The 24507-nt window shown below is 71.7% G+C and carries 18 protein-coding genes and 2 pseudogenes; 13 read left to right on the forward strand and 7 right to left on the reverse strand.

The features are described 5' to 3' along the window. Nucleotides 1-23: 23 nt before the first annotated feature. Nucleotides 24-2357 (reverse strand): hypothetical protein, encoded by a 2334-nt coding sequence (locus ABZX85_RS25275; RefSeq protein ID WP_355872737.1) that lies wholly within the window; start codon nucleotides 2355-2357, stop codon nucleotides 24-26. A 169-nt stretch (nucleotides 2358-2526) separates the two neighbouring features. Between ABZX85_RS25275 and ABZX85_RS25280 the strand changes: the two genes are divergently transcribed. The 8 genes from ABZX85_RS25280 to ABZX85_RS25315 all read left to right on the forward strand — a co-directional run bounded on the left by ABZX85_RS25280 (nucleotide 2527) and on the right by ABZX85_RS25315 (nucleotide 11701). Continuing rightward, nucleotides 2527-3567, forward strand: a complete 1041-nt coding sequence (locus ABZX85_RS25280; RefSeq protein WP_355872739.1) for a LacI family DNA-binding transcriptional regulator — start codon at nucleotides 2527-2529, stop codon at nucleotides 3565-3567. Between the two features lie 5 nt (nucleotides 3568-3572). Next, nucleotides 3573-5159, forward strand: coding sequence for an FAD-dependent oxidoreductase (locus ABZX85_RS25285; protein WP_355872952.1), 1587 nt, complete (start codon nucleotides 3573-3575; stop codon nucleotides 5157-5159). A gap of 38 nt (nucleotides 5160-5197) precedes the next feature. Continuing rightward, complete coding sequence (locus ABZX85_RS25290; RefSeq protein ID WP_355872742.1) at nucleotides 5198-6460, forward strand: sugar ABC transporter substrate-binding protein; 1263 nt, start codon at nucleotides 5198-5200, stop codon at nucleotides 6458-6460. Continuing rightward, on the forward strand, nucleotides 6457-7416 hold the full coding sequence (locus ABZX85_RS25295; protein WP_355872744.1) for a sugar ABC transporter permease: 960 nt from the start codon (nucleotides 6457-6459) through the stop codon (nucleotides 7414-7416). Before ABZX85_RS25290 ends, ABZX85_RS25295 begins: the two co-directional genes overlap by 4 nt. Further along, the gene (locus ABZX85_RS25300) at nucleotides 7406-8266 is read left to right on the forward strand and encodes a carbohydrate ABC transporter permease (protein WP_355872747.1); all 861 of its coding nucleotides are present in this window, start codon (nucleotides 7406-7408) and stop codon (nucleotides 8264-8266) included. The genes ABZX85_RS25295 and ABZX85_RS25300 overlap by 11 nt, the downstream gene beginning before the upstream one ends. A 76-nt stretch (nucleotides 8267-8342) precedes the next feature. Then, nucleotides 8343-9857, forward strand: coding sequence for a M48 family metallopeptidase (locus tag ABZX85_RS25305; RefSeq protein WP_355872749.1), 1515 nt, complete (start codon nucleotides 8343-8345; stop codon nucleotides 9855-9857). Then, nucleotides 9854-10912, forward strand: a complete 1059-nt coding sequence (locus ABZX85_RS25310; RefSeq protein ID WP_355872752.1) for a hypothetical protein — start codon at nucleotides 9854-9856, stop codon at nucleotides 10910-10912. The genes ABZX85_RS25305 and ABZX85_RS25310 overlap by 4 nt, the downstream gene beginning before the upstream one ends. A gap of 246 nt (nucleotides 10913-11158) precedes the next feature. Further along, nucleotides 11159-11701 carry a hypothetical protein gene (locus ABZX85_RS25315; RefSeq protein WP_355872755.1) on the forward strand — a complete coding sequence of 181 codons (543 nt, stop codon included), beginning with the start codon at nucleotides 11159-11161 and terminating at the stop codon, nucleotides 11699-11701. Between the two features lie 151 nt (nucleotides 11702-11852). Here the strand turns inward: ABZX85_RS25315 and ABZX85_RS25320 are convergent, their stop codons facing one another. Then, complete coding sequence (locus ABZX85_RS25320; protein ID WP_355872758.1) at nucleotides 11853-12422, reverse strand: hypothetical protein; 570 nt, start codon at nucleotides 12420-12422, stop codon at nucleotides 11853-11855. Between the two features lie 228 nt (nucleotides 12423-12650). Here ABZX85_RS25320 and ABZX85_RS25325 point away from each other — a divergent pair, with 228 nt between their 5' ends. The 3 genes and pseudogenes from ABZX85_RS25325 (at nucleotide 12651) to ABZX85_RS25335 (ending at nucleotide 15465) form a co-directional block, all read left to right on the forward strand. After that, nucleotides 12651-14060, forward strand: a complete 1410-nt coding sequence (locus ABZX85_RS25325) for a hypothetical protein (RefSeq protein ID WP_355872760.1) — start codon at nucleotides 12651-12653, stop codon at nucleotides 14058-14060. Nucleotides 14061-14660: 600 nt separating this feature from the next. Continuing rightward, nucleotides 14661-15035, forward strand: a pseudogene (locus ABZX85_RS25330) (ATP-binding cassette domain-containing protein); the annotation flags it as partial. Nucleotides 15036-15342: 307 nt separating this feature from the next. Further along, nucleotides 15343-15465 carry a hypothetical protein gene (locus ABZX85_RS25335; RefSeq protein ID WP_355872956.1) on the forward strand — a complete coding sequence of 41 codons (123 nt, stop codon included), beginning with the start codon at nucleotides 15343-15345 and terminating at the stop codon, nucleotides 15463-15465. A 486-nt stretch (nucleotides 15466-15951) separates the two neighbouring features. Here the strand turns inward: ABZX85_RS25335 and ABZX85_RS25340 are convergent. Then, nucleotides 15952-16317 (reverse strand): annotated as a pseudogene (locus tag ABZX85_RS25340) (NAD(P)H-dependent oxidoreductase); the annotation flags it as partial. Nucleotides 16318-16473: 156 nt separating this feature from the next. On the opposite strand from ABZX85_RS25340, the gene ABZX85_RS25345 reads away from it, so the two are divergent. Then, on the forward strand, nucleotides 16474-17250 hold the full coding sequence (locus tag ABZX85_RS25345) for a TetR/AcrR family transcriptional regulator (RefSeq protein WP_355872763.1): 777 nt from the start codon (nucleotides 16474-16476) through the stop codon (nucleotides 17248-17250). Between the two features lie 135 nt (nucleotides 17251-17385). On the opposite strand, the gene ABZX85_RS25350 is transcribed toward ABZX85_RS25345, so the two are convergent. The 3 genes from ABZX85_RS25350 to ABZX85_RS25360 form a co-directional block, all read right to left on the reverse strand. Then, nucleotides 17386-18216, reverse strand: a complete 831-nt coding sequence (locus ABZX85_RS25350) for a class I SAM-dependent methyltransferase (protein WP_355872766.1) — start codon at nucleotides 18214-18216, stop codon at nucleotides 17386-17388. Between the two features lie 581 nt (nucleotides 18217-18797). Then, nucleotides 18798-19916 (reverse strand): acyl-CoA desaturase, encoded by a 1119-nt coding sequence (locus tag ABZX85_RS25355; protein WP_355872768.1) that lies wholly within the window; start codon nucleotides 19914-19916, stop codon nucleotides 18798-18800. A gap of 7 nt (nucleotides 19917-19923) precedes the next feature. Then, nucleotides 19924-20988, reverse strand: coding sequence for a ferredoxin reductase (locus ABZX85_RS25360; protein WP_355872770.1), 1065 nt, complete (start codon nucleotides 20986-20988; stop codon nucleotides 19924-19926). 542 nt (nucleotides 20989-21530) lie between these two features. On the opposite strand from ABZX85_RS25360, the gene ABZX85_RS25365 reads away from it, so the two are divergent. Beyond that, nucleotides 21531-22670, forward strand: coding sequence for a helix-turn-helix domain-containing protein (locus ABZX85_RS25365; protein ID WP_355872772.1), 1140 nt, complete (start codon nucleotides 21531-21533; stop codon nucleotides 22668-22670). Between the two features lie 1065 nt (nucleotides 22671-23735). Here the strand turns inward: ABZX85_RS25365 and ABZX85_RS25370 are convergent. Beyond that, nucleotides 23736-24356, reverse strand: coding sequence for a HEAT repeat domain-containing protein (locus ABZX85_RS25370; RefSeq protein WP_355872775.1), 621 nt, complete (start codon nucleotides 24354-24356; stop codon nucleotides 23736-23738). Nucleotides 24357-24507 lie beyond the last annotated feature (151 nt).

Raw genomic sequence — 24507 nt, forward strand, 5'->3', positions numbered from 1 at the left:
GACGGCCCGCCCAGGACGGCCGGTCAGAGGGCCAGGGAGTGGACGCCGCCGGCCCCGGTCACCGGCGTCAGACCGCGGAAGACACGCGGCGCCCCGTCGAGCGTGAGCGTCACCCGCCCCTGCGCCGGCGCCAGCGAACGGCAGCGCCCGACGGCGTCGACCTCCCGCACGGGGCCGCCGGCCGCCACGGTCAGGGACGTCTTCGTCGGCCAGGGATCGACCCAGACCTCCGGCGCCGGGAAGTGTGAACCGGTGCGCGTCCCGGCCGTGTTGAGGACGTACCCGTCGGCCCGGTTCCACAGGACCACCACCGGCCCGTCGGGCGTGTCGAACCACAGGCCGAACGTCAGCGGATCGGCGAAGGACAGCTCGCCCCGGAACTCGGCCCGGTCCAGGACCCGGGCGGCGTTCGCGTACGCGAGGAGCGACGGCTTCGGGCTGAGGTCACGGTTCATCAGCCCGTAGTGGTACTCGACGTCGTCGGGGTCGGCGACCTGCGGCATCCCCAGCACACTGTCGTGGAACTGGTACCAGCACACGCACGTCACCCCCTCGGCCTTCGCCAGCGCCAGCGTGAGCAGGACGTTCTCGGCGGCGTGCCGGTAGGTGTCGTGCCACCAGCTGTTCGGCTTCGTCGGCGCGTACGCCTCCGTCAGCCAGATCTCCTTCTCCCCGTGCTGCGCCATCAGCGCCTTGAGCTGCTTGAGCCCGCCGTAGAAGTTCCAGTACGTGCCCTCGGCGCCGGTACCCCAGCTGCTGCCCGGCGGAACGTAGTCCGGGGTGAAGTTGCCGCGCCCCGGGTGGTAGGCGAACGCGTCGATGAGATCCCAGCCGCCGGCCGCGACGAAGTTCTCCACCCACGGCTTGTCCATCCCGGCGAGCCCGTTGTTCATCAGCTTCACGGCCGCCCCGGTCGCGGCCCGCCGGTCGAACACCGGACGCAGCACGGTGTCGAGATACGCCTGCGCGGCGACCCCGGTGTTGAACGGCCGGTTCAGCTCGTTGCCGACCTCGAAGTACCCGGCCCCGGCCGCCACGGCGACGGCCAGCTTGTCGGCCGCCCACTGCTTCGCGTCGGTGTCGCTCATCGTCAGGGACGGCGGCTGCAACTCGACGTTGTGCCGCATCCCGCGCGCGTCGAACGCCGAGGGCGGCAGTCCCGGCCCCCCGTCGTAGGCGATCCGCACCAGCGAGATGCCGGCCCGCTGCCACAGATCGAGTACGGCGCCGGCGCTCGGCCGCTGCAACCAGGGGTAGTTGGCGATGCCGAACATGCTGTCCGCACCGGCCTGGTAGGTGAACGGGGGCAGCGTGGCCAGGTTGGTCCGGGCGAACGCCTCGTCGCTCCCCGACTCCACGGTCACCTCGGCGAACACGACCCCGGCGGCCGGGGCGGGCACGGTGAACGTGTGCTGCCAGGTCCCCGCCGCCGCGACACTGCCGGTCACCGTGGCGGCGGCGACCTGGACGCCGTCGAAGTCACGCACCGACAGCCGGAGCTGCGCCGTACGCGCCGCCCCGCCGTTGGCGACCAGGGCGGTCAGCTGCATCGGCTCGCCGGGGACCTGGTAGAGGTTGAAGTCGCGGTCGGTGGTCAGCTCCAGGCCGAGTTCGGTGCCCCGGCCGATGGTGGCGGTCGCCGAGGGCCGGGTCTCGGAGAAGAAGAAGTCGGCCTGGCTGGTCCAGCCGCCCGCCGGATCGACGGTCCCCGGCGCGTGCACCCAGGTCGAGTTCGTCCACGCCTGCCGGGAGCGCTCCAGCAGGAACAGCCCGTGCAGACCGCCCCAGGTGGAGGTGTGCGCGACGCCCACGGTGTCCTCGTAGGGGATGCCGCCCCCGGAGTCGCGCACCCATTCGGTGACCGCGATGTAGTCGTCCGGCGCGGTCGGTGCCTGGATCGCCCGGCTGAACAGGAAGCCGTCCGGCACCAGCGTGTCCGCGCCGGTGACCCGCCACTCCAGGCGGGCGTGCCCGGTGGAGACGCTGAACCAGCCGGTGACGGCCGTCGGACCGGCCGCCGCGTCGAAGACGTAGTCCATCCGGATCGCCGGCGTCCCGTCCGCCAGCGTCGCCGCGACCGGGGTACCGCCCGTCGACAGGTGGATACCGGTGTTGCGGTCCTTGACCTGGAACTTCGACCCGGCGCTGCGGGTCACCCCGGCCGCGTCCCGGATCGCGAGCCGCCCGCCGACGCTCGCCAGCAGGCTGATCCCGCCCGCCGTCAGCGTGACGTCGCCGTCCGCCGCGTACGCCGTCACAGCGGACGGCTCGGCGATCAGTACGACACCGGCCGCGAGCGCCGCGCCGAGAAGACCGCGGCGACTGAGGTGGGCGCCTTCGGCATGGGAGGTTGTCATCGTCTGCTCCTGTCTGGCCACACACCGTTGTGATAATGCCTATCTTCAACGTCGTGACACGGACGGTCTCAACGACCGAGCCGGTTGGTCAAGGGGTATTGCGCTCTTGTTTCCGGCGGTTTAACGTCGTCGGCGTCCGCTGAAGTTACGCATTATCAACGGAGGATCGATGCCAACGAAGCCGCGCCGGGTCACTCAGCGCGAGATCGCCGAGATCGCCGGGGTCAGTCAGACCACGGTCTCGGTGGTGCTGAACGACCGCGACGGCACGAACGTGCGAATCCCGGAGGAGACCCGGGCGCGGGTCAAGCGGGCGATCGAACAGGCCACCTACGTCGCCGACCCGGCGGCCCGCAGACTGGCCGGCCTGGACAACCAGATCATCGGCGTCTTCACCTACGAGGAAGCCCTCTCCCCGGAGAGCCTCGACTTCTACGGCCCCCTCCTCAACGGGATCGAACGCGCCGCCGAGGAGATCGGCTGGGACCTGCTGTTCTTCACGTCCTCCCCGGTCGAGAACGGCACCCGCAGCCTCTTCCACCGCAAGACCCGGCTGCGCCTGACCGACGGCTGCGTCCTGCTCGGCCAGCAGATGGTCGGCTCCGAACTCGAACGCCTGGTCGCCGAGCAGTTCCCGTTCGTCGCGGTCGGCCGCAGGGACGAGACGGCCGCCGCCGTGCCGTACGTCGGCGTCGACTACGTCACTCCGGCGAACGCCGTCATCGACCTTGCCGCGAGCCACGGCCACACCCAGGCCCTCTACGTCCACCGGGGCCGCGACACCGCGACCGCCCGGGACCGGCGCGGTGCTGTCGAGGCCGCGTCGGCGGCGGGCCGGATGGCGTTCATGCTGGTGGGGGAGGAGCGCGTCGCCGACCTGCCCCGCCTCGCCCGCGCCACCGAGGCCACGCTGATCATCGCCGAGGACGCCTTCCTGACCGAGGACGTCGTGCTCGCCCTCGTCGCCGCCGGTGTCGACGTCCCCGGGGAGGTGTCGGTGGCCGCGTTCGGCGAGGTCCGGGGCCATCGCACCGACGGGCGGGCGCTGACCGGGTTCCGGGTTCCGCGCAAGCACGTCGCCGCCGAGGCGCTCGCCCTGTTGCAGCAGCTCGTGACGACCGACCCGCAGGAGTGGCCCGGTCTGGACATCCAGCGGCTGCTGACCGCCGAGGTCGAGGCGGGCGAGACCATCGCGGCGGTGCGGCCGTGAAGCGGATCACCACGGACGTGGCCGTCATCGGCGGCGGGCTCGGCTCGGTCGCGGCGGCCCTCGCGCTGCTGCAACGCGGACACCGGGTCGTGCTGACGGAGGAGTACGCCTGGCTGGGCGGCCAGCTCACCTCCCAGGCGGTCCCCCCGGACGAACACATCTGGGTCGAGCAGTTCGGCGTGACCGCCCGCTACCGCACCCTGCGGGAGAACATCCGCCGCTACTACCGCGACCACTACCCCCTCTCCGCCGAGGCCCGCACGGACCGTGAACTCAACCCGGGACGCGGCCGGGTGAGCCGCCTGTGCCACGAACCGAGGGTCGCGCTCGCGGTCATCGAGGCACTCCTGGCCCCCTACCGCTCCAGCGGCCGGCTCACCGTCCTGCAACCGGCGGTCCCGGTCGCCGCCGACACCGCCGACGGCGTCGTCCGCACGGTCACCGTCGAGGACCCCCGTACCGGTGTGCAGACGGAGATCGCGGCCGAGTTCGTCCTCGACGGCACCGAGACCGGCGACCTGCTCCCGCTGACCGGCACCGAGTACGTCGTGGGCGCGGAGGCCCGCTCCGACACCGGTGAACCGAGCGCTCCGGAGACCGCCGACCCGGCGAACGTGCAGTCGATCGCCTGGTGCTTCGTCTTCGACCACGTCGCCGGGGACCACACGATCGAGCGGCCTGACGACTACGACGACTGGCGTGCCTTCGAACTGCCCTACTGGGGCGCCCCGATGCTGTCGTTCACGGCCCCCGACCCGCGCACGCTGGTCCCGGAGCAGCGGACCATGTTCGTGAACCCGGAGAGCGACGTGTCGGGTGATCCCCGGTTCGACGCCGGTGACCGCGACCTGTGGCAGTTCCGCCGGATCGCCGCCCGCCAGACCTTCGCCGAGGGCCTGTACGACAGCGACATCGTCCTCGCGAACTGGCCGCAGCTGGACTACGTCGGCGGCTCGATCATCGACACCGACGACCGGGCGCTGCATCTGGCGGCGGCGAAGGCGCAGTCGCGGGCGTACGTGTACTGGTTGCAGACCGAGGCTCCCCGCCCGGACGGCGGCCGGGGCTGGCCGGGGCTGCGGCTGCGCGGTGACCTGGTCGGTACGGACGACGGGTTCGCGCAGGCTCCCTACATCCGTGAGTCGCGCCGTATCAGGGCCTTGACGACGGTCCGTGAGCAGGACATCTCCATCAAGTCCCGCGGGTTCGGGGGCCCGGCCCGTTTCGAGGCGTCGGTGGGTGTCGGGATGTACCGCATCGACCTGCACCCCTCCACCGGCGGCGACAACTACATCGACGTCGAATGCGCCCCCTTCGAGATCCCCCTCGGCGCCCTGGTCCCCGTCCGCACCCAGAACCTGCTGCCCGCCGCGAAGAACATCGGCACCACTCACATCACGAACGGCGCCTACCGCCTGCACCCCGTCGAGTGGAACATCGGCGAGTCCGCCGGCGAACTGGCCGCGTTCTGCCTGGACCAGGGGCTCGGCGCCCAGCAGGTCGCCGCCGACCCCGCACTCACCGAACGCCTCCAGCGCCGCCTCACCGAGGCCGGCATCGAACTCCACTGGCCCGAAGTCGTCGGCTACTGAGCCGCAGCCGTCGACCCGCACATCGACAAGGAACCATCATGAACAGATCCAGAAAGACGCTGGGAGCCGCAGCCCTCACGACGGTCCTCACCCTGAGCGCCGCCTGCGCCGGACCCGCCTCCGACACCGGCAGCAAGACCGCCGAGCTCCGCATGACCGTCTGGACCTCCGACGAGGCCCAGCTGAAGCTCTTCAACACCATCGCGGACGCCTACCGCGCCGAGCACCCCGACGTCACGAAGATCACCTTCGAGAGCCTGCCCTTCGCGGACTACAACACGACCCTCACCACCCAGATCGCGGGCGGCAACGCACCCGACCTGGCCTGGATGGGCGACCTCTCCCGCGACCTCATCGCCGCCGGCGCCCTCGTCGGCCTCACCGACAAGTTCAAGGCCACCCCCGGCTGGAAGTACGACGACCTCCTGGGCAGCGTCACCGCCGAGTTCAGCCGCGACAACACCCTCTACGCCTACCCGTTCTCGAACTCCCCGTACGCCCTGTACGTCAACACCGACCTCCTCGCGAAGGCGGGCCAGAAACTCGACGCGGCGGGCCTGACCTGGGACCGGGTCGCCGCCGCCGGAGCCGCCGTGCACGCCAAGACCGGCAAGGCCGGTTTCGTCGTCCGTGACTTCGACTACAAGGCGTGGAACACCCTGGCCACCGTGTGGACGGGCTGGGGCGCCTCGGCCTGGAGCAAGGACGGCAAGACCTGCACCTTCGACAGCCCCGAGATGCAGCAGGCGTTCACGTTCCTGCACGACGCCGCGTTCAAGACGAAGGCGATGCCGGGCCCCGGCACCACCGCCGACTTCTTCGCGGGCGACGCCGCCTTCACCGTCGCCCAGGTCTCCCGCGCCTCCCTCCTCACCGGCTCCTTCAAGTACCAGCTCCTTCCCCTGCCCGCCGGCCCGAAGGGCACCTACTCCGTCCTGGGCCAGGCCGGCATGGGCGTCCTGGCCTCCAGCAAGCACAAGGAGCAGGCCACCGACTTCCTCGCCTACCTCACCGACCCCGAGAACGCCGCGAAACTCGCCCAGTACTTCCCGCCGCCCCGCAAGTCCCTCCTCACCGGCGACAAACTCGCCGCGAACAACAAGGTCCTCAACGCCTCCCAGCTCCAGACCGCGGTCGTCGACCAGCTCCCCGACGCCGTCACCCTCCCCAACCACACCAACCCGGCGGAGATCGCCCAGAAGGGCAAGACGGCCCTGGACGCGATGTGGCGGCCGAACGCGGACGTCCCGGCCGTGCTGCGCTCGGTGTGCGCGGCGATCGATCCGATCCTGGCGAAATGACCGGCACCCAGGCCGCGCCGCGCTCCTCCGTGGCGCGGCCCGCCGCCAAGACCGCGCCCCCGCCCGGCCCGGGGTTCTGGACGACCCGCCGCCGCGACGTCCTCACCGGCTACCTGTTCGTCCTCCCGCAGCTCGTCGGCGTCGCGGTCTTCGTCCTCCTGCCGGTCGGGATGGCGATCTGGTACAGCCTCCACGACCGCAACGTCTTCACCGGGGAGCAGACGTTCGTCGGCGCCGACAACTACGCGGCCCTCGCGGACGACCCCCAGCTCCCGAAGGTTCTGCTGGCGACGCTCCTGTTCTGCGGGGGAGTGGTGGTCGTCAACATCGCCCTCGGCCTGCTGATCGCGGTCCTCCTGAACCGGAAGTTCCGGGGCGTCACAGTCTTCCGCACCCTGTTCTTCTCCCCGGTGGTCGTCTCCGTGGTCGCCTGGACCCTGGTGTGGGGCTTCCTCCTCCAGGACAACGGCGGCATCAACGGCCTCCTCGGCACGGTCGGCATCGACGGCCCGAACTGGCTCCAGGAGGGCGACACCGCGATGGTGTCCGTCATCCTCACCCAGGTCGTGCGGAGCGTCGGCGTCAACATGGTGCTGTTCCTGGCCGCGCTCCAGGGCGTGCCGCGCGAACTGTACGAGGCGGCCCGCATCGACGGCGCGAACAGCCGCACGGTCTTCACCCGGGTGACGCTCCCGATGATCTCGCCGACGGTGCTGCTGACCGTGATCGTCACGATCGTCGGCGCGCTCCAGTCCTTCGCGCAGATCGCCGTCCTGACGGGCGGCGGGCCGGGCCTGTCGACGACGGTCCTCGTCTACTACGTGTTCCAGCAGACCTTCGAGTTCAACGACATCGGCTACGGCTCGACGCTGGCTCTCATGCTGCTGTCCTTCGTGATGCTGCTGACCCTGCTGCAATGGCAGCTGCGCCGTAAGTGGGTGTTCTATGAGGACTGACCGCACCCCCTCCGTCCTGAGGTCCGGCCGCGCCCGTGCCGTCCTGCTGGTCGCCGCCCTCGGCGTCCTCGCGATCCCCTTCGTGGTCCCGACGGTGTGGATGGTGGCCGCGTCGGTGAAACCCCTCGCGGAGATCTTCCAGTCCCCGCCGTCCCTGTGGACCGACCACCCCACGCTGTCCGCGTACCGGGAGGCGTTCACCTTCCAGCCGTTCGCCCGCCAGTACTTCAACAGCGTCTACATCGCCGTCCTGGTCACCCTGATCACCCTCGCGGTCTCCAGCCTGGCCGGCTACGCCTTCGCCCGTATCCGTTTCCCCGGAGCCAACGCCCTGTTCCTGGTGGTCCTGACGGGAATGCTGGTACCCAGCGAGGTCACGATCGTGCCCCTGTTCCAGCTGTTCAAACAGGCCGGCCTGGTCAACACGCACTGGCCGCTGATCCTGGTCACGGCCCTGGCAGGCCCCTGCGTCCTGGCTACGTTCATCATGCGCCAGTTCTTCATCGCCCTCCCCGTCGAACTGGAGGAGGCGGCCCGCCTGGACGGCCTCGGCCGCCCCGCGATCTGGTGGCGGATCTGCCTCCCCCTGGCCCGCCCGGCCCTCTCGGCGGTCGCGATCCTCACCTTCCTCGCCTCCTGGAACCTCTACCTCGAACCCACCGTCTACCTCACCTCACCCGACCTCTTCACCCTCCCCCAGGCCCTGACCCGCTTCGCGGACGCCTACGGCGGCCAGATGTGGAACACCCAGCTCGCCGCCGCCTCCATGACGGTCCTGCCGATGCTGCTGGTCTTCGTCCTGGCCCAGCGCCACTTCGTGGAGGGCCTCTCCCACTCGGGCCTCAAATGAAGCCCTTCCCGGCAACCGCCCCCGGGACAACGCTTCCGGGCCCCGGCACTCCCCACCCCCTCCCGAGCATGTGAGGATGCGTGAAGTCTCTTCCAGCGACGGGGGGTCGGGGATGGCGCGACGGGCATCCGCACGCGTATGGCCACTGGCGGTCACCATGCTGGCGCTCGCCTGGTGGCCGTACGCGGCGATCGCGGCGGCGGCCCTGTCCTTCGCCGCGTACACCGAGTGGTGGCCGCTCGCCGCCCCGCTGATGTTCCTGGCGACGGGCGTGACCGTCGCGGCCACCCGCCCGACGGCGCTGCCCGGACACGCGGTCCGCCCGGACGACGAACCCGAACTGGCCGCCCTGGTGGACACAGTCGCCCGGCATCTCGGCTTCGAGGGCCCCCTCCTCGTCCGCATCACCCCCGACCCCTGCGCCGCTCTCGCCCGCATCCGGGTGGGTGGTGTCCGTACCTGCGTCCTGGTCCTGGGCCTGCCGCTGCTGCGGACCCTTACGGAGGCGCAACTCGCGGCGGTCGTCGCCCACGAACTCGCGCACGAGCGCCACACCCGCCGTCCCGGCGCGGCCGTGCTGCACTTCGCCCGCGACACGCTGGGCGCCTGCCTGGACAGCCCGTTCCGCCGCCGTCTGATCCCCTTCGCACCCCGCCTCCTGCGTGCTTCCCAGCCGTCGGCATGGCAGGCGGAAACGGCGGCCGACGCGGACGCGGCCCGAGTCGCCGGCACCACCGCGACCGCCGATGCCCTACGGCACACCCACACCCTGGCCGCCCTCTTCCACGGCCCGGCTACCGACTGGTGGTGCGCCCTGGAGCAGACGGGCCGCCGTCCGGAGGACTTCTACGACGCCCTCGACATCGCTCTCAAGAATCCGTACGTGGCCCGCCGTGCCGCCGACCGGGTAGCGCAGGACGACGCGTTCGACCCGTACGCCACCGACGACCACCCCCCTCTCGCGTCCCGTGTCGCCGCACTCCCGCCTGCCGACGGTGCTGCGGCCGTCTTCCGTGCCGTCCCCGTCTCCCTGCGCACCGCGGCCGATGTCGAAGACTGGTGCGTGGAGCGCCTGGGCTCGGACATGGGGGTGACCCTGGACGGCCTGTGGGAGGAGCACCGCGCTCACCTGACCGGCGACGTCCCCGCCTGCGTCCCTGTGCGTCTCCTGGACATGGACCCCGACGAACTGCGCCGCCAGGTAGACGATCTGGTCGAGGACCCTGACCTGCGGACGGCGACGGGCCGGGCCGCCCCCGCCGAGGCGTTGGCGGCGGCTCTAGAGGCGCTCGACGACGGTTCCTGGCCGTCTCTCGCCGACCGGTGCGACGGGCGGATACGTACAGCACCTCCGCTCGCCCGCCCGGAACTGCGCCGTGACACGTTCCGCGCGGCCGTGGTGTGCGGCCTGGAGGGGGTCCTGCGCGGTGCCGGATGGACTTCCACGGTCCGCTGGCTGGGCACGGTCCTGACCGCCCCCGACGGCAGGGTCGTGGACCTGGACGCCCTGGTCACCGGGGCACTCGCGGGCGCGGACACGACCGCTTTGCGGGCCCTCCTGGCGGACGCACGGACACAGGAGCCTGCATGAGGAACGACGTGCCGGCAGCCCCGGCCGCCCGCCCCGCCCTGCGTGTCGCTCTGCTGGGCCTCACCGTCACGGTGACCGGCTACGCACTCTTCGCCGCCTGGCTCCTGTTCCACCTGGACCGCTACGAGAGTGCCCGCGAGCGGGCTGTCGCCACGGCGGCGGGGGTCGTCGTCGAGGACGGTATCGGCGACGGCGAGGACATCCGTGTGCGGTGGACCGACGCCGCCGGCCGGACCCACGTCCAGCGGTTCGCCGTCTACGAGACAGGCGGCTACGAGAAGGGCAGCCTCTTCCCGGTCGCCTACGACCCGGCCCGCTCCGACCCCTTGGGCTTCCCCACCGACCCGGACGAGACCGCCGCCGAGGACGACCTCCTCGTCCCGGTCCTGCTCGCCGGCCTCGCCGCGGCGGCCGTCTGCACGGTCTGGGCCTGGCGCGGCCTGCGTTTCCGCCTGCTGATCCGCCGTCCTGGGACGGCACTGACAGCATCGGTGCGGCACGGTCCTCACGGTGTGACCGAGGCGTACTGGCTCGTGGTGTCCGACGAACGGGAGGGACGGGGTCGCTGGCAGCGGGTGATGTGGCATCCGGCGCTGGACGATGTGACCGATGGTGTGGTGGTGGCTGTCCACGGGGGCGCCCGCTGGACGCGGGCGGTTGTGGTGGTCCTGCCGGACGGCTCCCGTCTTGTACCGGTGGGCCGTCTGCGCCGCCGTCCGCCCCGCCGCGCCCCACTCCCGGCCGGCCCGGTGGCCCGCCTGAACCTGCGTGACGCTTTCGTCCTCCCGTCCGGTCCGCTGCCGGTGCGGCCGTGGTGGTGTACGGCGGTGGTCTTGGCCGGGGTCGGTGCCGTTCTGGGTGTTCTGGCGGCGGTGTTCTTCGCGGACGGTGCCCCCACCTTTACGGCCTCGGTCGGGTTCGGTCTGTTCCTGGCGACCGTATTCCCGGTTTTGTGGGCGTTGTCCGCGCCGCGGTCTGATAGGGCTCCTGAAAATCGCAGCTCCTCATCAGCATCGGTATCTGTGGAAGATCCTCTGCGACCGCCGACGATGTGACCGCCTTCGCCGTCCAGATCCTGCTCGCCGCGCGGACCATGGGCACGGCGGCGATGACAGCCCGTGAGCCAGGCCAGGAACGGAGGCCCGGCGTTGGCCGAGACGGGCCCCTCCCAGGGAGTTGCCGGAGTGGCACAGGGCCGGTGCGCTTCGCCGCTCAGAGCCACGCCTCGCGCCTGCCGGGTGCGGGACTCGGTGGTGCGAACCTGGCCCATGGAGCTCTCGGTCTCGCCGTAATGTTCGGCCATGAACGACGACTGGTTCGAGGTGGAAGAGGGCGAACTGAGCCCCGCGCACACTGCTCTGGTGGGTATCGTCCGCAAGCGTGCACGCCAGTGGCCGGAATGTCCGCCGGACGCGACCGCTGTGCTCGTCTTTCCCGCCGATGAGGAAGGAGACGAGGAAGAGGACGCGAGTGACCCTCGCGACGCCTACGATGCGGCGTGGGACGAGGCGTTCGCTGCCGGGCAGGATGTGCTCACGCTGATCGTGGACCTCGAACACCGGGACCGGGAGCTGGTCGTCATGACGTTGGGTGCGACCGTGGCCGGTGACCGTCTCTTCTGCAGCGAGCGGAGCAGCAGCACGTACCATCCCGAGCCGCACACGGACATCGAGCCGCTGGAGGCGACCGGGTCGCCCGAGGAGCTGGGCAGGATCGCCGCCGACTGGTTCGCGGAGATTGTCAGCCGTTCCATGATCGAGCTGGACCGTAAGCCCTGGCCGCGCTCCTTCGTCGCGAACGGTACCTCGCTTCCGGACGGCCATCGCTGGGTGCGCAATCCGTGACGCCGCCCGCGAGGCGAGAGGGAGAAGGACAGCTGGAGGGTGGAGGCTGCTGCGGTAGTCGTTCGGAAGGGCTCTGGCATGCGCGAAGGTGTGGTCAGTCGGCCGTTGTGGGGGCTGACAGTCGAGGTCGGTACCTGGTGCTGGTGGGCGTCTATCTCCAGGTGTAGGTGAACTGCGCGGTGTCGTCTCCCAGGAACATCTTGAAGTCGAAGTTGACGTAGGACGGTTTGGACTCCGTGCTGAAGCCGTACTTGAGGGTGGAGGTCTGTTGCGGGGCCAGGCGCCCGGCGTCCAGGGACATTCCCACGTCGTTGGCGGAGTCGTTGATGGTGTGTGTCGCCCCGCCGTCGGTGTTGGCCTCCGTCATCACGTCGGAGAGGTCGATGTTCTTGTTGCTGTTGTTGGTGAACTTCACGGTCACCAAGTAGTTGAATCTGTCGCTGCCCGCGGACGTGTCGGCGGGTGTCCACGGCCTGGGGGCCGACGGTGTGATCTGGAGGCCGTCCAGGGACCGGGTGTCCTGTCCGAGGACCGCCGTGTCGTCCGGGCCGGCCATTGCCGGGGCCGGGGCCACTGTCCGGGGCCCGGTTACGGAAGGCACTGCGGGCTGCTGCGTGGTGGCGCCTGCGGGGTGTGGTCCGAGGACCGTGAGCATGGCCCCGAGCGCGAGGGCCGTGACGCCTACGCCGGCTGTGCGGGTGGAGCGGGCCTTGTTGTCCATGGTGGGACTCCTTGGCGGAGGAGGCCGGACGGTCTGCCTGGGAGCGGCCGACTGGAAACAGCTCCACATCCACGGTCATCCCGGTTGCGGAATCTCTCAACCTGATCACCGATGGCTTTGCTCACTAGGCCGGGGGCTCGGCTCAATTTCTCTCGCGTGTGCACTGCTGCGCCCTACACGAACCCCGCCCTCTACGATCACCCACTAAGGTTGCTGGAGGGGGCGGTAATGCTTGAGGACATCGAAGGTGGGACAGCGGCAGCGACGCTGCTCGCGGCAGGTGCGCCGCTTCACAGCACGCTTGATGTCGACGCCCCCGGTGACTGGCTCGCGCTGGACGCAGGAGTGCGTGAGGTGGACCGGTACTGGTACCGCCCGCAGTTCCTGCCGGAGTGGGAGCACTCCGCCCCGCTGCCCGCCGAGCTGACCCAGCTCGATGAGTCCCGGCTCGCACTCGCCCTCTGCCACCGCGACGGGCGGATTCGTCAGGAGGCGCTGTCCCAGTCTGCCCGATACCCCGCTCTGCTGCCGTTGGTCGTGATCCGCTGCGCCGACTGGGTCGGCCCGGTGCGCGAGCACGCGCGGCAGATGCTGCGCGAGACCCTGGACGTAGACTCCGCCCTCGTCCTCGCGCCGCTCATCCTCCGCGTCGGCCGCCGCGACAGGGGTGCCTTCGGCGTCGACGTGCTCGGACAGGTCCTGCGCCAGGCATCTTCCGGGCAGCTCGCTGTGCTCTTCGCCGACCCCGACCGCGTCGTCCGGCGGTTCGCGTACCGGCTGGCCGTCGAGGGCCGGCTCCTCCGTCCCGCTGAGCTGGCCCGCGCTGCGGCCCAGGACGAGGACACCGTGGTCCAGGACCTGTGTGCCACAGCGGCGCTCACGGTTCTGGAGGATAGGGATGCCTACGAGGATGTGCTGCCTCCCCTGCTGTCCGCACGCAACCCACGTACCCGTTCGGCCGGCGTCACCGCGCTGAGACGGGCGGGGCGGTCGGAGCAGGCGGAGCCGTTTCTCAGCGACCGGTCCGCGCTCGTGCGTGCTTGCGCCCGGTATGTCGTACGCCAGCAGGGAGGTGACCCGGCGGCCTGGTACCGGGAGCGATGCACGGTACTGGGCGACCCCGAGCTGCCACCCGGTGCGGTCATCGGGCTGGCCGAGTGCGGGAACCGCGCGGACGCCGGGCTGCTGTGGCCGCTGCTCCTGCACCCGGCCGCCGGAGTGCGGGCGCGAGCGGTGGCTGGGCTGCGGACACTGGACTGCACGGACGCGAAGCAGTTGCAGCCGCTCCTCGACGACCCTGCCGCCGGTGTCGTCCGCGAGACCGTCGTCGCCCTGCTGCCCTCGGCCGAGGAACTGCCCGCCGACTTGCTGTTGGAGCGCACCGGCTCCGGGCACCCGCGGCACGTCCGCGTCGGCGCATTCCGGCTGCTCGACGCGCGCGGCGGCATCGTGGCGCTACGGGCGGCGGTCGGTCTGCTGGAGGACCCGGACGTGAAGCTACGCACCTGGGCCGGCCAGTCGGTGCAGCGCTGGCATCCGTCGGCGGGTGTGCGACGCGGTGATGCGGAGGTGGGGGAACTGCTCGACCGGAGCCGGCATCTCTTCAGCGACTATGTGCTGCGTCGGCGCAAGTGGTAATCCGGGGTGGACGGTTAAGACCACACCGCGGTCCGGTTGTGCCCCTTGGAGTTCGTCTGTCGAATGGCGAGCCGCTGATCTGGTGGGGTGCGCGGTGATCGCCATGATCAGCGGCTCTGTGCCGATACGGCTCATCTAGCTGTTCGTCTGGTGTTTGCCGAGGTGCGGGGTGTAGACCGTGCTGATCGGCTGGCACCGGCTGTGATGGCCTGCGGATGCAGTGTCCGGTGGAACAGTGTCGTGGCCATCGTGATCGATGACGCGGTGCGGAGCTCAGGCGGCTCGCCTTCCGTGCCTGGTGTGTTCCGCCCGTTCCGGCTCCCCGTCGGCCACAGCGCGAGCACCACGAACCCCGACGCCGCCGTGATCTCGCGGGTGCCCGGCCTTGCTTGTTGGTGACGGTGCTGGCGGTGTCCCTCGGCGGCCTGTTCACCTTCGGTGTGTGGGTGTCGCTGGGGGGCCTGGTGCCGGCCGGTGTGGTGGGGGCTGCGCTGGCGGGTACGGTTGTCGTCGTGTCCCGGGCTGCGGGCCGGGTGCTGAACGGGGTTGTCCGCTGCGGCGTGGTGATGTTCCGCTGCGGTCTTTGCCTTTCCGGCTGCCATGGCTTCGTCGGCGAGGTCCGGGCCGCCGGCACCGGCACGGGGCCCGGCCCAGGCCGTCCCGTCCCGGCGGGTTCGCCTGGAGGGCGCCTCGTTCACATGCCCGGGCCAGGCCAGCCCCGTCCTGCGTCCTGTGACGCTCGCCCTGGACCGGGGCGGGGTGGTCGTCCTGGTCGGTGGGAGCGGTGGGGGGAGGTCGGTGCTGGTTCGGTTGCTGAGGGGGCTGACTGTTCCGGCCGGGGGCCGTGTCCTGTGGGGCGGTACCGGTCTCGCCGGCACGGACGCCGGGTCGGTGTGGCGGTACGTTGGGCTGGTCTCCCGGAGGAACGGCCGCCGGCCGCTGGCGGCCCGCGAGAACGTGGCTCTCGGCCGGCCCCGTGAACACGGCGACGAACGGGTCCCGGACGCCGTGCACCGGGTCGGCGTGACCGGGGTGCTGGAGGCTCTGCCCGGCGGTCTGGACGTCCTCCTGGCCCGCTCGGTGTGGGGCGGTCGTGAACTGTCTGGCGGTCCGGGTAGCGTCTGGTCTGTGCCCGTGCCTTCTGCCGTGAACCTGCTGTCCTGGTCCTCGGCGGGCCCGCCGGCGAGGTGGACGCCCGCGGCGACCACCCCTCTCTCGCATCCCGTACCGGCGCGCCCGGCCGTATCACCGTTTCGTCACTCACCGCCTCGGCAATGTCCGTATGGCCGGCCGTGTGATCGTCCTGGACCGGGGCCGCATCTGCGGACAGGGCGCCTTCGACGAACTCGTCGTCCGGGAAGGGGGCCTGCCGGCCGGGCTCCGCACGCTGTCCCGGGACCGCTGACGACCCCAGCGGATCCGGGACCGCACCGACGGACCGGCCCAGCAGACCGGCCTCGTCACCGGCGACCACCCCCCTCTCGTGTCCCGTGTCGCCGCTCTCCCGCCCGCCGACGGTGCTGCGGCCGTCTTCCGTGCCGTCCCGGTCTCCCTGCGCACCGCGGCTGTTCGTGCCGGGTGGTGTGTGGTGTGTTCTTGTCGGGGTGGGCTGGGGGGTGGGGTTCGTGTCGGTGGTGCCGGGCGGTCTGGTGTCAGGCGGGGGGCGGGTGGTCCGGGGGCTGTGGCGGGGGTTTTCCTGCCGGTGTCGTGTCGGGCGAGGCTGGTCACGTGTGTCGGTCATTTGGCCCGTGTGGTGTCGGTCGATGCTTTCACGGGGCCGGTCCGGGTGGTGGGCGCCGGGCTGTTCCCGGTGTATTGCAGGGTGGCCCGCCGCTGGTGTGTGACGGTGGTGTCTCCTCATGAGCCTGAGGTGCCGCCACGGCGAGTCGGTGGTGACGGTCAGGCGTCCTGTCCTGCCCTTGAGCAGTCCGGCGGGCAGGCCGTTGGGGCGGGTCGTGAAGGCTCTTCCGGGGAGCAGGACGCGGTCGGGGAAGCCTTTCAGCAGAGCGGGCACCGAGTCCCGCCGGATCGGGGTGACGAGGACGGCGTGGCCGGCGTCGAGGATGCGCTGCCAGGCGTGCTCGGGGTCGGGTTCGAGGTCCTGGTGCTCGCTGTGGCCGGTACGGGGGCTGGGGTCGAAGGCGAGGTCCCGCAGGGCGAGGACTTGGGCGTCGCCGTGGGTGTCGGCGTAGCTGCGGGCGATCGCGGCGCAGAGGGAACCGGGGTGGGGGTGGCCGTCGATGACGAGCGTGGGCATGGTGCTCCTGTCGTGGGCGTCCGGCGGAGCCGGCGAACGGAAGCGGAATGGGATTCCGGTTCCGGTTCCGGTTCCGCTTTGTGGTGACTGTGCGTACCCGTCTTCGGTCCGTCAGGCGGTAGCGGAATCCGGTTCCGCATGGGTGCGGTGGCGGGTGTGACCAGCCGGCCGTTCCCGCCCGTCCCGCGTCCGATGTGCAGGGATGCGCGGCGCAACCACGGACTCGTCCTGGCCGCGGCCGGGAAGGTGTTCTCCGAGGCCGGTGCCGCCGCGCAGATCGAGGACGTGGCCCGCGCCGCGGGCGTGGGCGTCGGGACGGTCTACCGCCGTTTCGGCTCCCGGGAAGACCTCGTCGCCGCGGTGGTCGCCCACCGCCTGGCGGGCTGGGCCGCGGAGGCCCGCGCTGCTTTGCGCAGGGCGGAGTCCGATCCGTGGGAGGCGTTCTCCGGCCTCCTGTGGTCCTACGCCCGCTCCTGCGTGGCTGATCACCGGCTCCTCGACCTCGGCTGCGCCGGCGTGCTGGACCTCCTCACGGCCGGGGACGGCGAACACCCCGGCGGCCTCGTCGCCCTGGTGGAGGAGGTCATCGGCCAGGGCGTCGCCGCGAGGGTCCTGCCGCCGGAGCTGACGGCCCGCGACGTCATCGCGCTCATGACGGGCATCGGCGGCGTCGCGGCAGTCCCCGGCCCGGACCGGCGCCCCTGCTGCGCTACGCCCTCGCCGGCATCCGCGATGCCGCCACCGCCGCTGCGACTCCCGTCCCTGGCATCGGGCTTGAGGCTGACGGGCATGCGGAGCACGTCCCGTCCGGGCACCGCCGCGCGGAGCACGGCACCCTCACCGCGGACCGCGCGGGGGACGCCACGGGGTGACGGCGCCGGGATGGACGCAGGGGCGGGGCAGGGGCAGGGGCGGGGCGGGGACACCCGCTGACGCTCTCGCCGTCCGGCATCTCGGCTTCGGGGACCCCCTCCTCGTCCGCAGCACCCCCGGCCCCTGCGCCGCCCTCGCCCGGATGGGTGGTGTCCGCACCTGCGTCCCGTTCCCGGGCCCGCCTCTGTTGTGGGTTCAGTTTTGTGCGGCGTGTTGGAGGGTGTAGAGGTTCATCCGGTAGGTGTTGACGGTGGACGGGGTGAGGCGTGCCAGCAGGGGCACGCCGTAACGGTGGCGCCACGGCCAGGTCCGGGCGACGTCCGGCTGGGGGGTGGCGAACGTCCTGCTCTCCCGCAGTCCCAGCCCCCAGGCTTCGAGGGTTTTCGGGTCGTCGCAGGTCCAGGTCATGCGTGCGTCGACGGTCTTGAACACCGGGTTGCGGTCCTGGTTGCGGATCATGGTGCTGCCGCCGGTGTCGAAGCTCAGGCCGGCTCCGGGGAATCGGTCGCCGAGGGCCTGCACGGCGGAGCGGACCTGTTCCTCGCCGAGGTAGAGGAGGACGGCCTCGCTGACGAAGAAGTACGGCCCGCCGGTCTCCGCGACCTGTTCGAACCAGCCGGTCTCCAGTACCGAGGCGGCGATGGTCGTGGTCCGCGGGGAGTCGCTGAAGAACCGTCGCCGCAGCTCGACCGTGTCCGGCAGGTCGAGGTCGAACCAGCGGGCCCGCCCGTTGTCGAGTCGCTGCGAACGCGTACTGAGCCCGGCCCCGAGCTCGACCACCGTTCCGCCGGGGTGTTCCGCCAGGAAACGCCGCACCCACCCGTCGAAGATCGCGCTGCGCAGCACGGAGCCGCTGAGCGAGGGCCCGCGGAACTTCGCGAAGTCGTAGTCGATGCGCTCGACCATCGTCGGCGCCTTGGCGTCCCCCAGGACCGGCCGGCGGGCCTGCGCGTCGAGCGCGCGGCCGTACAGCGGGATGAGCAGCGTCTCCTGCACGGTGCCCAGCTGCACGCTCTTCTTGGTCACTCGACCACCATCCAATGTTGGTTAGGCTTACCTAAGTAACCCTATGGTGGTGTTGATGAAACCTCAATGCCCGTGTCCGGTGCGGGCGTTGAGGTTTGTTCGGGCTGCCGGGCCCGCCCGGTGGGCGGGGGCTGCTGCGGTGGTGGTTCTGCCGGACGGCTCCCGCCTCGTGCCGGTGGGCCGTCTGCGTCGTCGTCCGCCCCGCCGTGTCCCGCTCCCCGGTCCGGCTGGTCGGGCGGTGCGTCTGGACCTGTGTGATGCTTTCGTCTTCCCGCTGCGCCCGCTGCGCCCGCTGCGCCCGCTGCGCCCGCTGCGCCCGCCGGGCCCGGTGGGCTCGTCGGGCTCGTCGGGCCGGTTGTGGCCGCGGCTTCTGCTGCGACTGTGGTGGGGGAGGGCGGCTGCCCTCGCCGCGCTCGGCGCCGCACTGGGCGTCCCGGCGGCGTTCCTCTTCACGGACGGCGCCCCCACCCTCACGGCCCTCGTCGGATTCGGCCTCTTCCTGGCGGCCACGCTGCCAGCCCTGTGGACGCTGTCCGCACCGTGGCTCCAGGCGGGCGGGAGACCTGAGGCGGTAGCGGGACTCAGGCGGCGACGAGTTCCTTCTCGCGGTCCGGCGTCCTGGCCTTGGGCTTCTTGTTCGGCAGCGAGAGCCGGATGACCTTGTGCCACGCGGAGAACACCTGCTTGGGCAGCGGCCCGGTGACGTACTCCAGCTCGTACTTCTCGAACAGCGCGCGCACCTTCACGGAGACTTCGGCGTAGCGGTTGCTGGGCAGGTCGGGGAAGAGGTGGTGCTCGATCTGGTGGGAGAGGTTGCCGGTCATGAAGTGCATGGCCTTGCCGCCGCTGATGTTCGCGGAGCCCATCATCTGGCGCAGGTACCACTGGCCGCGCGTCTCGCCCTTGATGGAGCGGCGCTCGAAGACCTGCACGCCCTCGGGGAAGTGCCCGCACATGATGACGGAGTGGGTCCAGAGGTTGCGGACGAGGTTGGCGGTGAACGTGGCGGCGAGGGTGGTGAGGAACGACGGGCCGGACAGCAGCGGGTGGATGACGTAGTCCTTGAGGACCTGCCTGCGGATCTTGCGTCCGACGGCCCTGGCCCGCGCACGGAACTCGGGGTTGTTGCGGCGGCTCTTGCGCAGGTTCTTCCCGAGCTCGAGGTCGTAGGCGGCGATGCCGTACTCGAAGAAGCAGGCGTTGATGAGGTTCCACAGCGGCTGGCCGAGGTGGAAGGGGTGCCAGCGCTGGTCCTCGTCGACGCGCATGATGCCGTATCCGAGGTCGTTGTCCTTGCCGATGACGTTGGTGTAGGTGTGGTGCAGCTCGTTGTGGGAGTGCTTCCACTGGTCGGCCGGCGAGACGTGGTCCCATTCCCAGGTGGTGGAGTGGATCTTGGGGTCGCGCATCCAGTCCCACTGGCCGTGCAGGACGTTGTGGCCGATCTCCATGTTCTCCATGATCTTGGCGACGGAGAGTCCGGCGGTGCCGATCAGCCAGGCGGGCGGGAAGAACGAGAACAGCAGCACACCCCGGCTGGCGAGTTCCAGCTTGCGCTGCGCGGAGATGACCTTGCGGATGTAGGCGGCGTCCTTCTCGCCGCGGCCGGCGATGACTTCGTCGCGGATGGCGTCGAGTTCGCGGCCGAGTTCCTCGATCTGCTGCGCGCTGAGGTGGGCGGTGGGGTCGATGGCGGTCAAGGTGTTCCTACCGTTCGATGTCGCAGTCGCCCGCCGCGGCGGACACGCAGGTCTGGATGAGGACGCCGGGTGCGGCCTCGGTGATCTCGCCGGTGCGCAGGTCGCGGACGGCGCCCGCCCTGAGGGGGGTGACGCAGCCGAAGCAGATGCCCATGCGGCACCCGGACGGCATGAGCACACCGGCCTGTTCGCCGGCGTCCAGCAGCGGCGTGGCGCCGTCCGCGCGGGCGGTCTTGCCGGTGGTGCTGAACGTGACCTCACCGCCCCCGCCCCCGTCGCCCGTGACGGCGATGGCGGGACGGAACCGTTCGGTGTGCAGGCGGTCCCGGACGCCGTGCCCGGCCCAGTGCTGTTCGGCGGCGTCGAGGAGGCCGGCGGGCCCGCAGGCCCAGGTCTCGCGCTCGGCCCAGTCGGGCACGAGTTCGCCGAGGCGGGTGATGTCGAGCCTGCCGTCGGTGCCGGTGTGGATCTCGGTGAGCCGCAGCTTCCCGTCGGCGGCCAGGCCGTGGAGTTCGCGGCGGAAGATGACGTCGTGCGGCTGTGGCGCGCTGTGGACGAGGACGGCGTCGTCGAGCTCGGTGTCGCGCAGCATGCCCATCACGGGCGTGATGCCGCTGCCGGCCGTCAGATAGAGCACCTTGGCGGGCCGGGCGGGCGGCAGGACGAAGTCACCGGCCGCCTGTTCCAGCTGGACCAGCGTGCCGGGTTTCGTGCGGCGCACCAGATGGCTGCTGACCTTGCCGTCCGGGACCGCTTTGACGGTGATCGTGACGCGGCCGTCGGGCCGTCCGGCCGGCGAGGTGATGGAGTAGGCGCGCCACAGGCGTACTCCGTCGACGTCGACCCCGACGCGCAGGTACTGGCCGGCCGTGTGGCCGCGCCAGCCCCGCCCCGGCCTGATCACGACCGTCGCGGCGTCACCCGTCTCGGGGCGCACGGCCTCGACGCGTCCGCGCAGGTCGGCGCCCGCCCGCAGGGGGCCGGCCAGGTCGAGGTAGTCCGACGGCAGCAGGGGCGTCGTGACCATCTCCAGCAGTTTCCACGCCCTGCCGCGGAGGGCTGCACTCGTCATGGTTCCAGCTTGCTGTGCGGTGAGGCGTAAAATCCTGACCGCAGGATGTGAACTCCTGCGGCTGTTTTGTTCGCAGAGAACAAAAACGGGACAGGGCCCGAGCAGGGACCCGGAACGGAGCCCGGACAGGGGCCCGGGACAGGGCCCGGAACGGAGCCTGGAGCAGGTCCTGGAACGGGACAGGTGACGGGACCCGGGGACAGAGCCGGAACCGGACAGGTGACGGAGCCCGTAGCAGGGCCCGGAACGGGGCACGGAACAGTACAGGGAGCAGGGCCTGGGACGGGACAGGGAGCGGAACCCGGAGCGGGGTCCGGAGCAGGACAGGCAGTGGAACCCGGAGCAGGGTTCGGAACGGGGCCCGGAACAGGGCTCGGAGCGGAGCCTGGAGCGGGGCGCGGGACGGGTCCTGGGACGGGTCAGGCGGTCGGGACACGGCGCGGAGCCGGGAGCAGGACCGGGACGAGGCCCGGGACCGGGACGGGGACCGGGTCTGGGTCTGGGTCTGGGTCTGGGTTCGGGGTCCGGGTGGGGAGCAGGGTATGGGTGATGTGGTCCGCAAGGCCGGTGAGCTGGCCCTGGACGAGGCGACGGTGGCGGCGCTGCGGGCGGTGCTGAGGAGTACCGCGGACGAGGTGGTGCAGGCGATCATCGATGAGGTTCCCCCCTATGCGGGCGCCCTTTCGGGCCGCATGGGCGGCACGATCCGCGGGGCGGTCCGTACCGCCCTGGGGCATTACCTGGATCTCGCGAGCGGGAGTGCCGAGGGGGGTGGTGCCGGTGACGCGGCGTACGAGCTGGGCCGGGGCGAGGTCCGTGACGGGCGTTCGATGGACGCGCTGCTCAGCGCCTACCGTGTCGGCGCCCGGGTGGCCTGGCGGTGTCTGGCGGCGGGCGCCGTGCCTGCGGGTCTGCCTGCGGCGGAGGTCGCGAAGTTCGCGGAGCTGACGTTCGCGTACATCGACGAGCTGTCCGCCGCGAGCGCGGCGGGCCATGCGGACGAGCTGGCCGCGCGGGGCCGGGCCCACGAGCGTCATCTGGAACACCTGGCCCGTGAACTTCTCGCGGGCGCGGGCCCGGACGTGCTGCTGGCCTCCGCCCGGCGGGCCGGCTGGCAGCTTCCGGTCTCGCTGACCGCGGTCCTGCTGCCCGCCGCCCAGGCCCGCCCCGCCTACCGGGCGCTGGACCCGGGCACCCTCGTCCTCGACGACCTGCCGGAAGCGGCCGGCGTCCTGCTGGTCCCCGATGCGGACCGGCCGCGTCTCCTGCGGCAGCTGGCCGGCCGCGGCGCGGTGGCGGGCCCGGCCCGTCCGTGGACCCGCGTGTCCGCCTCCTACGCACGCGCCGCGCGCGCCCGTTCTCTCTCCTCCGGCATCCGGGACACCGAGGACCACCTGCCCGAGCTGGTGCTGAGCGCGGACGCGGACGCCCTCGCGGACCTGCGGGCCCGGGCCCTGGCACCGCTGCTGGCTCTGCCGGCGGCGACGGCGCGGCGGCTGGAGGAGACGCTGCGGGCGTGGCTGCTGCACCAGGGCCGGCGCGAGGAGGTCGCGGCGGCCCTGTTCGTCCACCCCCAGACCGTCCGCTACCGGATGTCACAGCTGCGGGCCCTGTTCCCGGACCTCGCCTCCCCGCATCGCGTCCTCGAACTGACACTGGCGGTGGGCCTGCGCACCGGCTGACGCCCCCACCCGCCCCCCACCCGCCCCCCACCCGCCCCCCACCCGCCCCCCACCCGCCCCCGGCCGCGTCCGCGGACACCCGGGAAAATCCTGTCCCGCGTCGCCCCCCCCCGCGCCGTCCTTCGCATCGGCCCCATCCGTGGCTGCTCCAGCTCCCGCACGGGCAACGTGCCGGGTACGACGCCGTCGTGCACGTCGACACCGTGTACGGCGAGACCGCGTACGGCGCCGGCGACGCCCCCGGCACCGGCTCCCGCGTCGACGTCCCCGTCAGCCCCGGTCCCGTCGGCTGCGCCCTCGCCCGCCGTCCTCCTGGTCTCCGGCCGGGAGCCCTCATCGCCGCTGCCCGCCCCGTCCGCTCGCCCGCCGCCCCTCCTTCCCCGCTCGCCTTTCCTTACTGCCTGCCCGTCTCCCTCCCGCCCTGCCCGTCTGCTGCTCCGCCCGCCTCCCGTCGCCCTGCCTGCTCGCTCGCCGTCCTCCCCGTGCTGTCTGTCGGCCAAGCCCGCCTGCTTGCCGGCCTCTCCGCCTGCCTTGCCCCCCCCGCCCGCCCTCCCGGGGTAACCCTCCCTCCCCGCGCGCCCGCCGCCCTGCCCTCCCGCTCGCCCTCCCGTGCCTGTGGCACGCCCCGTGCCTGTGGCACGCCCCGGGCCCAGGCCGGACGGCATGCCTCCCACGCTTGCCGCACCCAGGGCTGGGTCACCCTCCCGCCGCGCCTGCCTGTCGGCCCCGCCTCTCTGCCCGCTCACCCTCCTTCACCGCCTGCCCGCCTGCCGCTCACCCCGCCCTCCCCGCTCGCCACTGCCTGCCCGTCCCCCTCCTCCCTCCCTCCCCCTCTCTCTCCCGGCCTCCCGGCCTCCCCGCGCGCCTCCCGCTCCGCCCGTTCGCCCGCCCTGCTCGCCCGCGCCTGCGGCCCGTCCCCCCTCCGCCGCTGTTCCCCGCCCCGCCGGGCCCCGTGAGTTCGTGGAAGTGGAAGCTGAAGGGCTCTCGGCAGGAACCCGCGGGTCCGGCAGCGGATTTTCCGGTGAGGAGGTACGGGTCCGTGGCGGGCCCGGGGTGCGGGGCCGGTCACAGAGGCCGGTAGGTGCCGTAGTTCCCGGCGAGGGAGCTGGCGGCGGCTTCGGCGACATCGGATCGGGGGCCGGAGACGCACGAGGTGAGGAAGTCGTGCACGCGTTGCCCTGTCCAGCCGGCCGCGGCGACCGCGGGCCAGAAGTAGATCCCGTCGTGCGGGGACCTGGCTTCGACGAAGTCGAGGATGCCGGTCACGGTTTCCTGGTCCGGGACGAGCCGGAGCATGGCCACGGCCTGCAACGCTCCGTCTGCAAGCGTCTCGTTGCCGGTACTCAGGCACCAGCGGATCGCCTCGGTGTGGGAGTGCTCCATGTGGCTCAGCCGGATGACGGCGTCGCCCCCGGCCGTGTGGACCGCATGGAGAGTGCCGTGCCGAAGGACGAGATCTCGCAGGTAGGAGAGGTCGGACGGGGAGCCGCACGTACCGAGTGCCATCGTCATCTGGTACTGGGTTTCCCAGGTCCGCGTGTCCCTCACCTCATTCTTGAGGGCTTCGAGCAGGGCAGGACCGGCGGATGGGTCGCCCAGTTCCCGAAGCCGTTTCGCGGCCGAGCGGCGCTTGGCGGAACGCCGGTCCTGAAGCTGGTCTATCGCCTGGACGGTGTCGGGAGCCACGGTCTCTCCTGCTGGTTGCGGACGTCACCGGACCCTATGCGGCCTCTCTGGCAGTCCCTCTCTCCGGCAGTCCCGCCGGGGGTCTCACCGGGCGGGGCCGCAAGCGGCTGACGGGCTCCGCGTCGACCGGCAGGGCAGCCCGGAGAAGCAA

The organism is Streptomyces sp. NPDC004539 (assembly GCF_040610055.1).
In the GTDB taxonomy this organism is placed as follows: domain Bacteria; phylum Actinomycetota; class Actinomycetes; order Streptomycetales; family Streptomycetaceae; genus Streptomyces.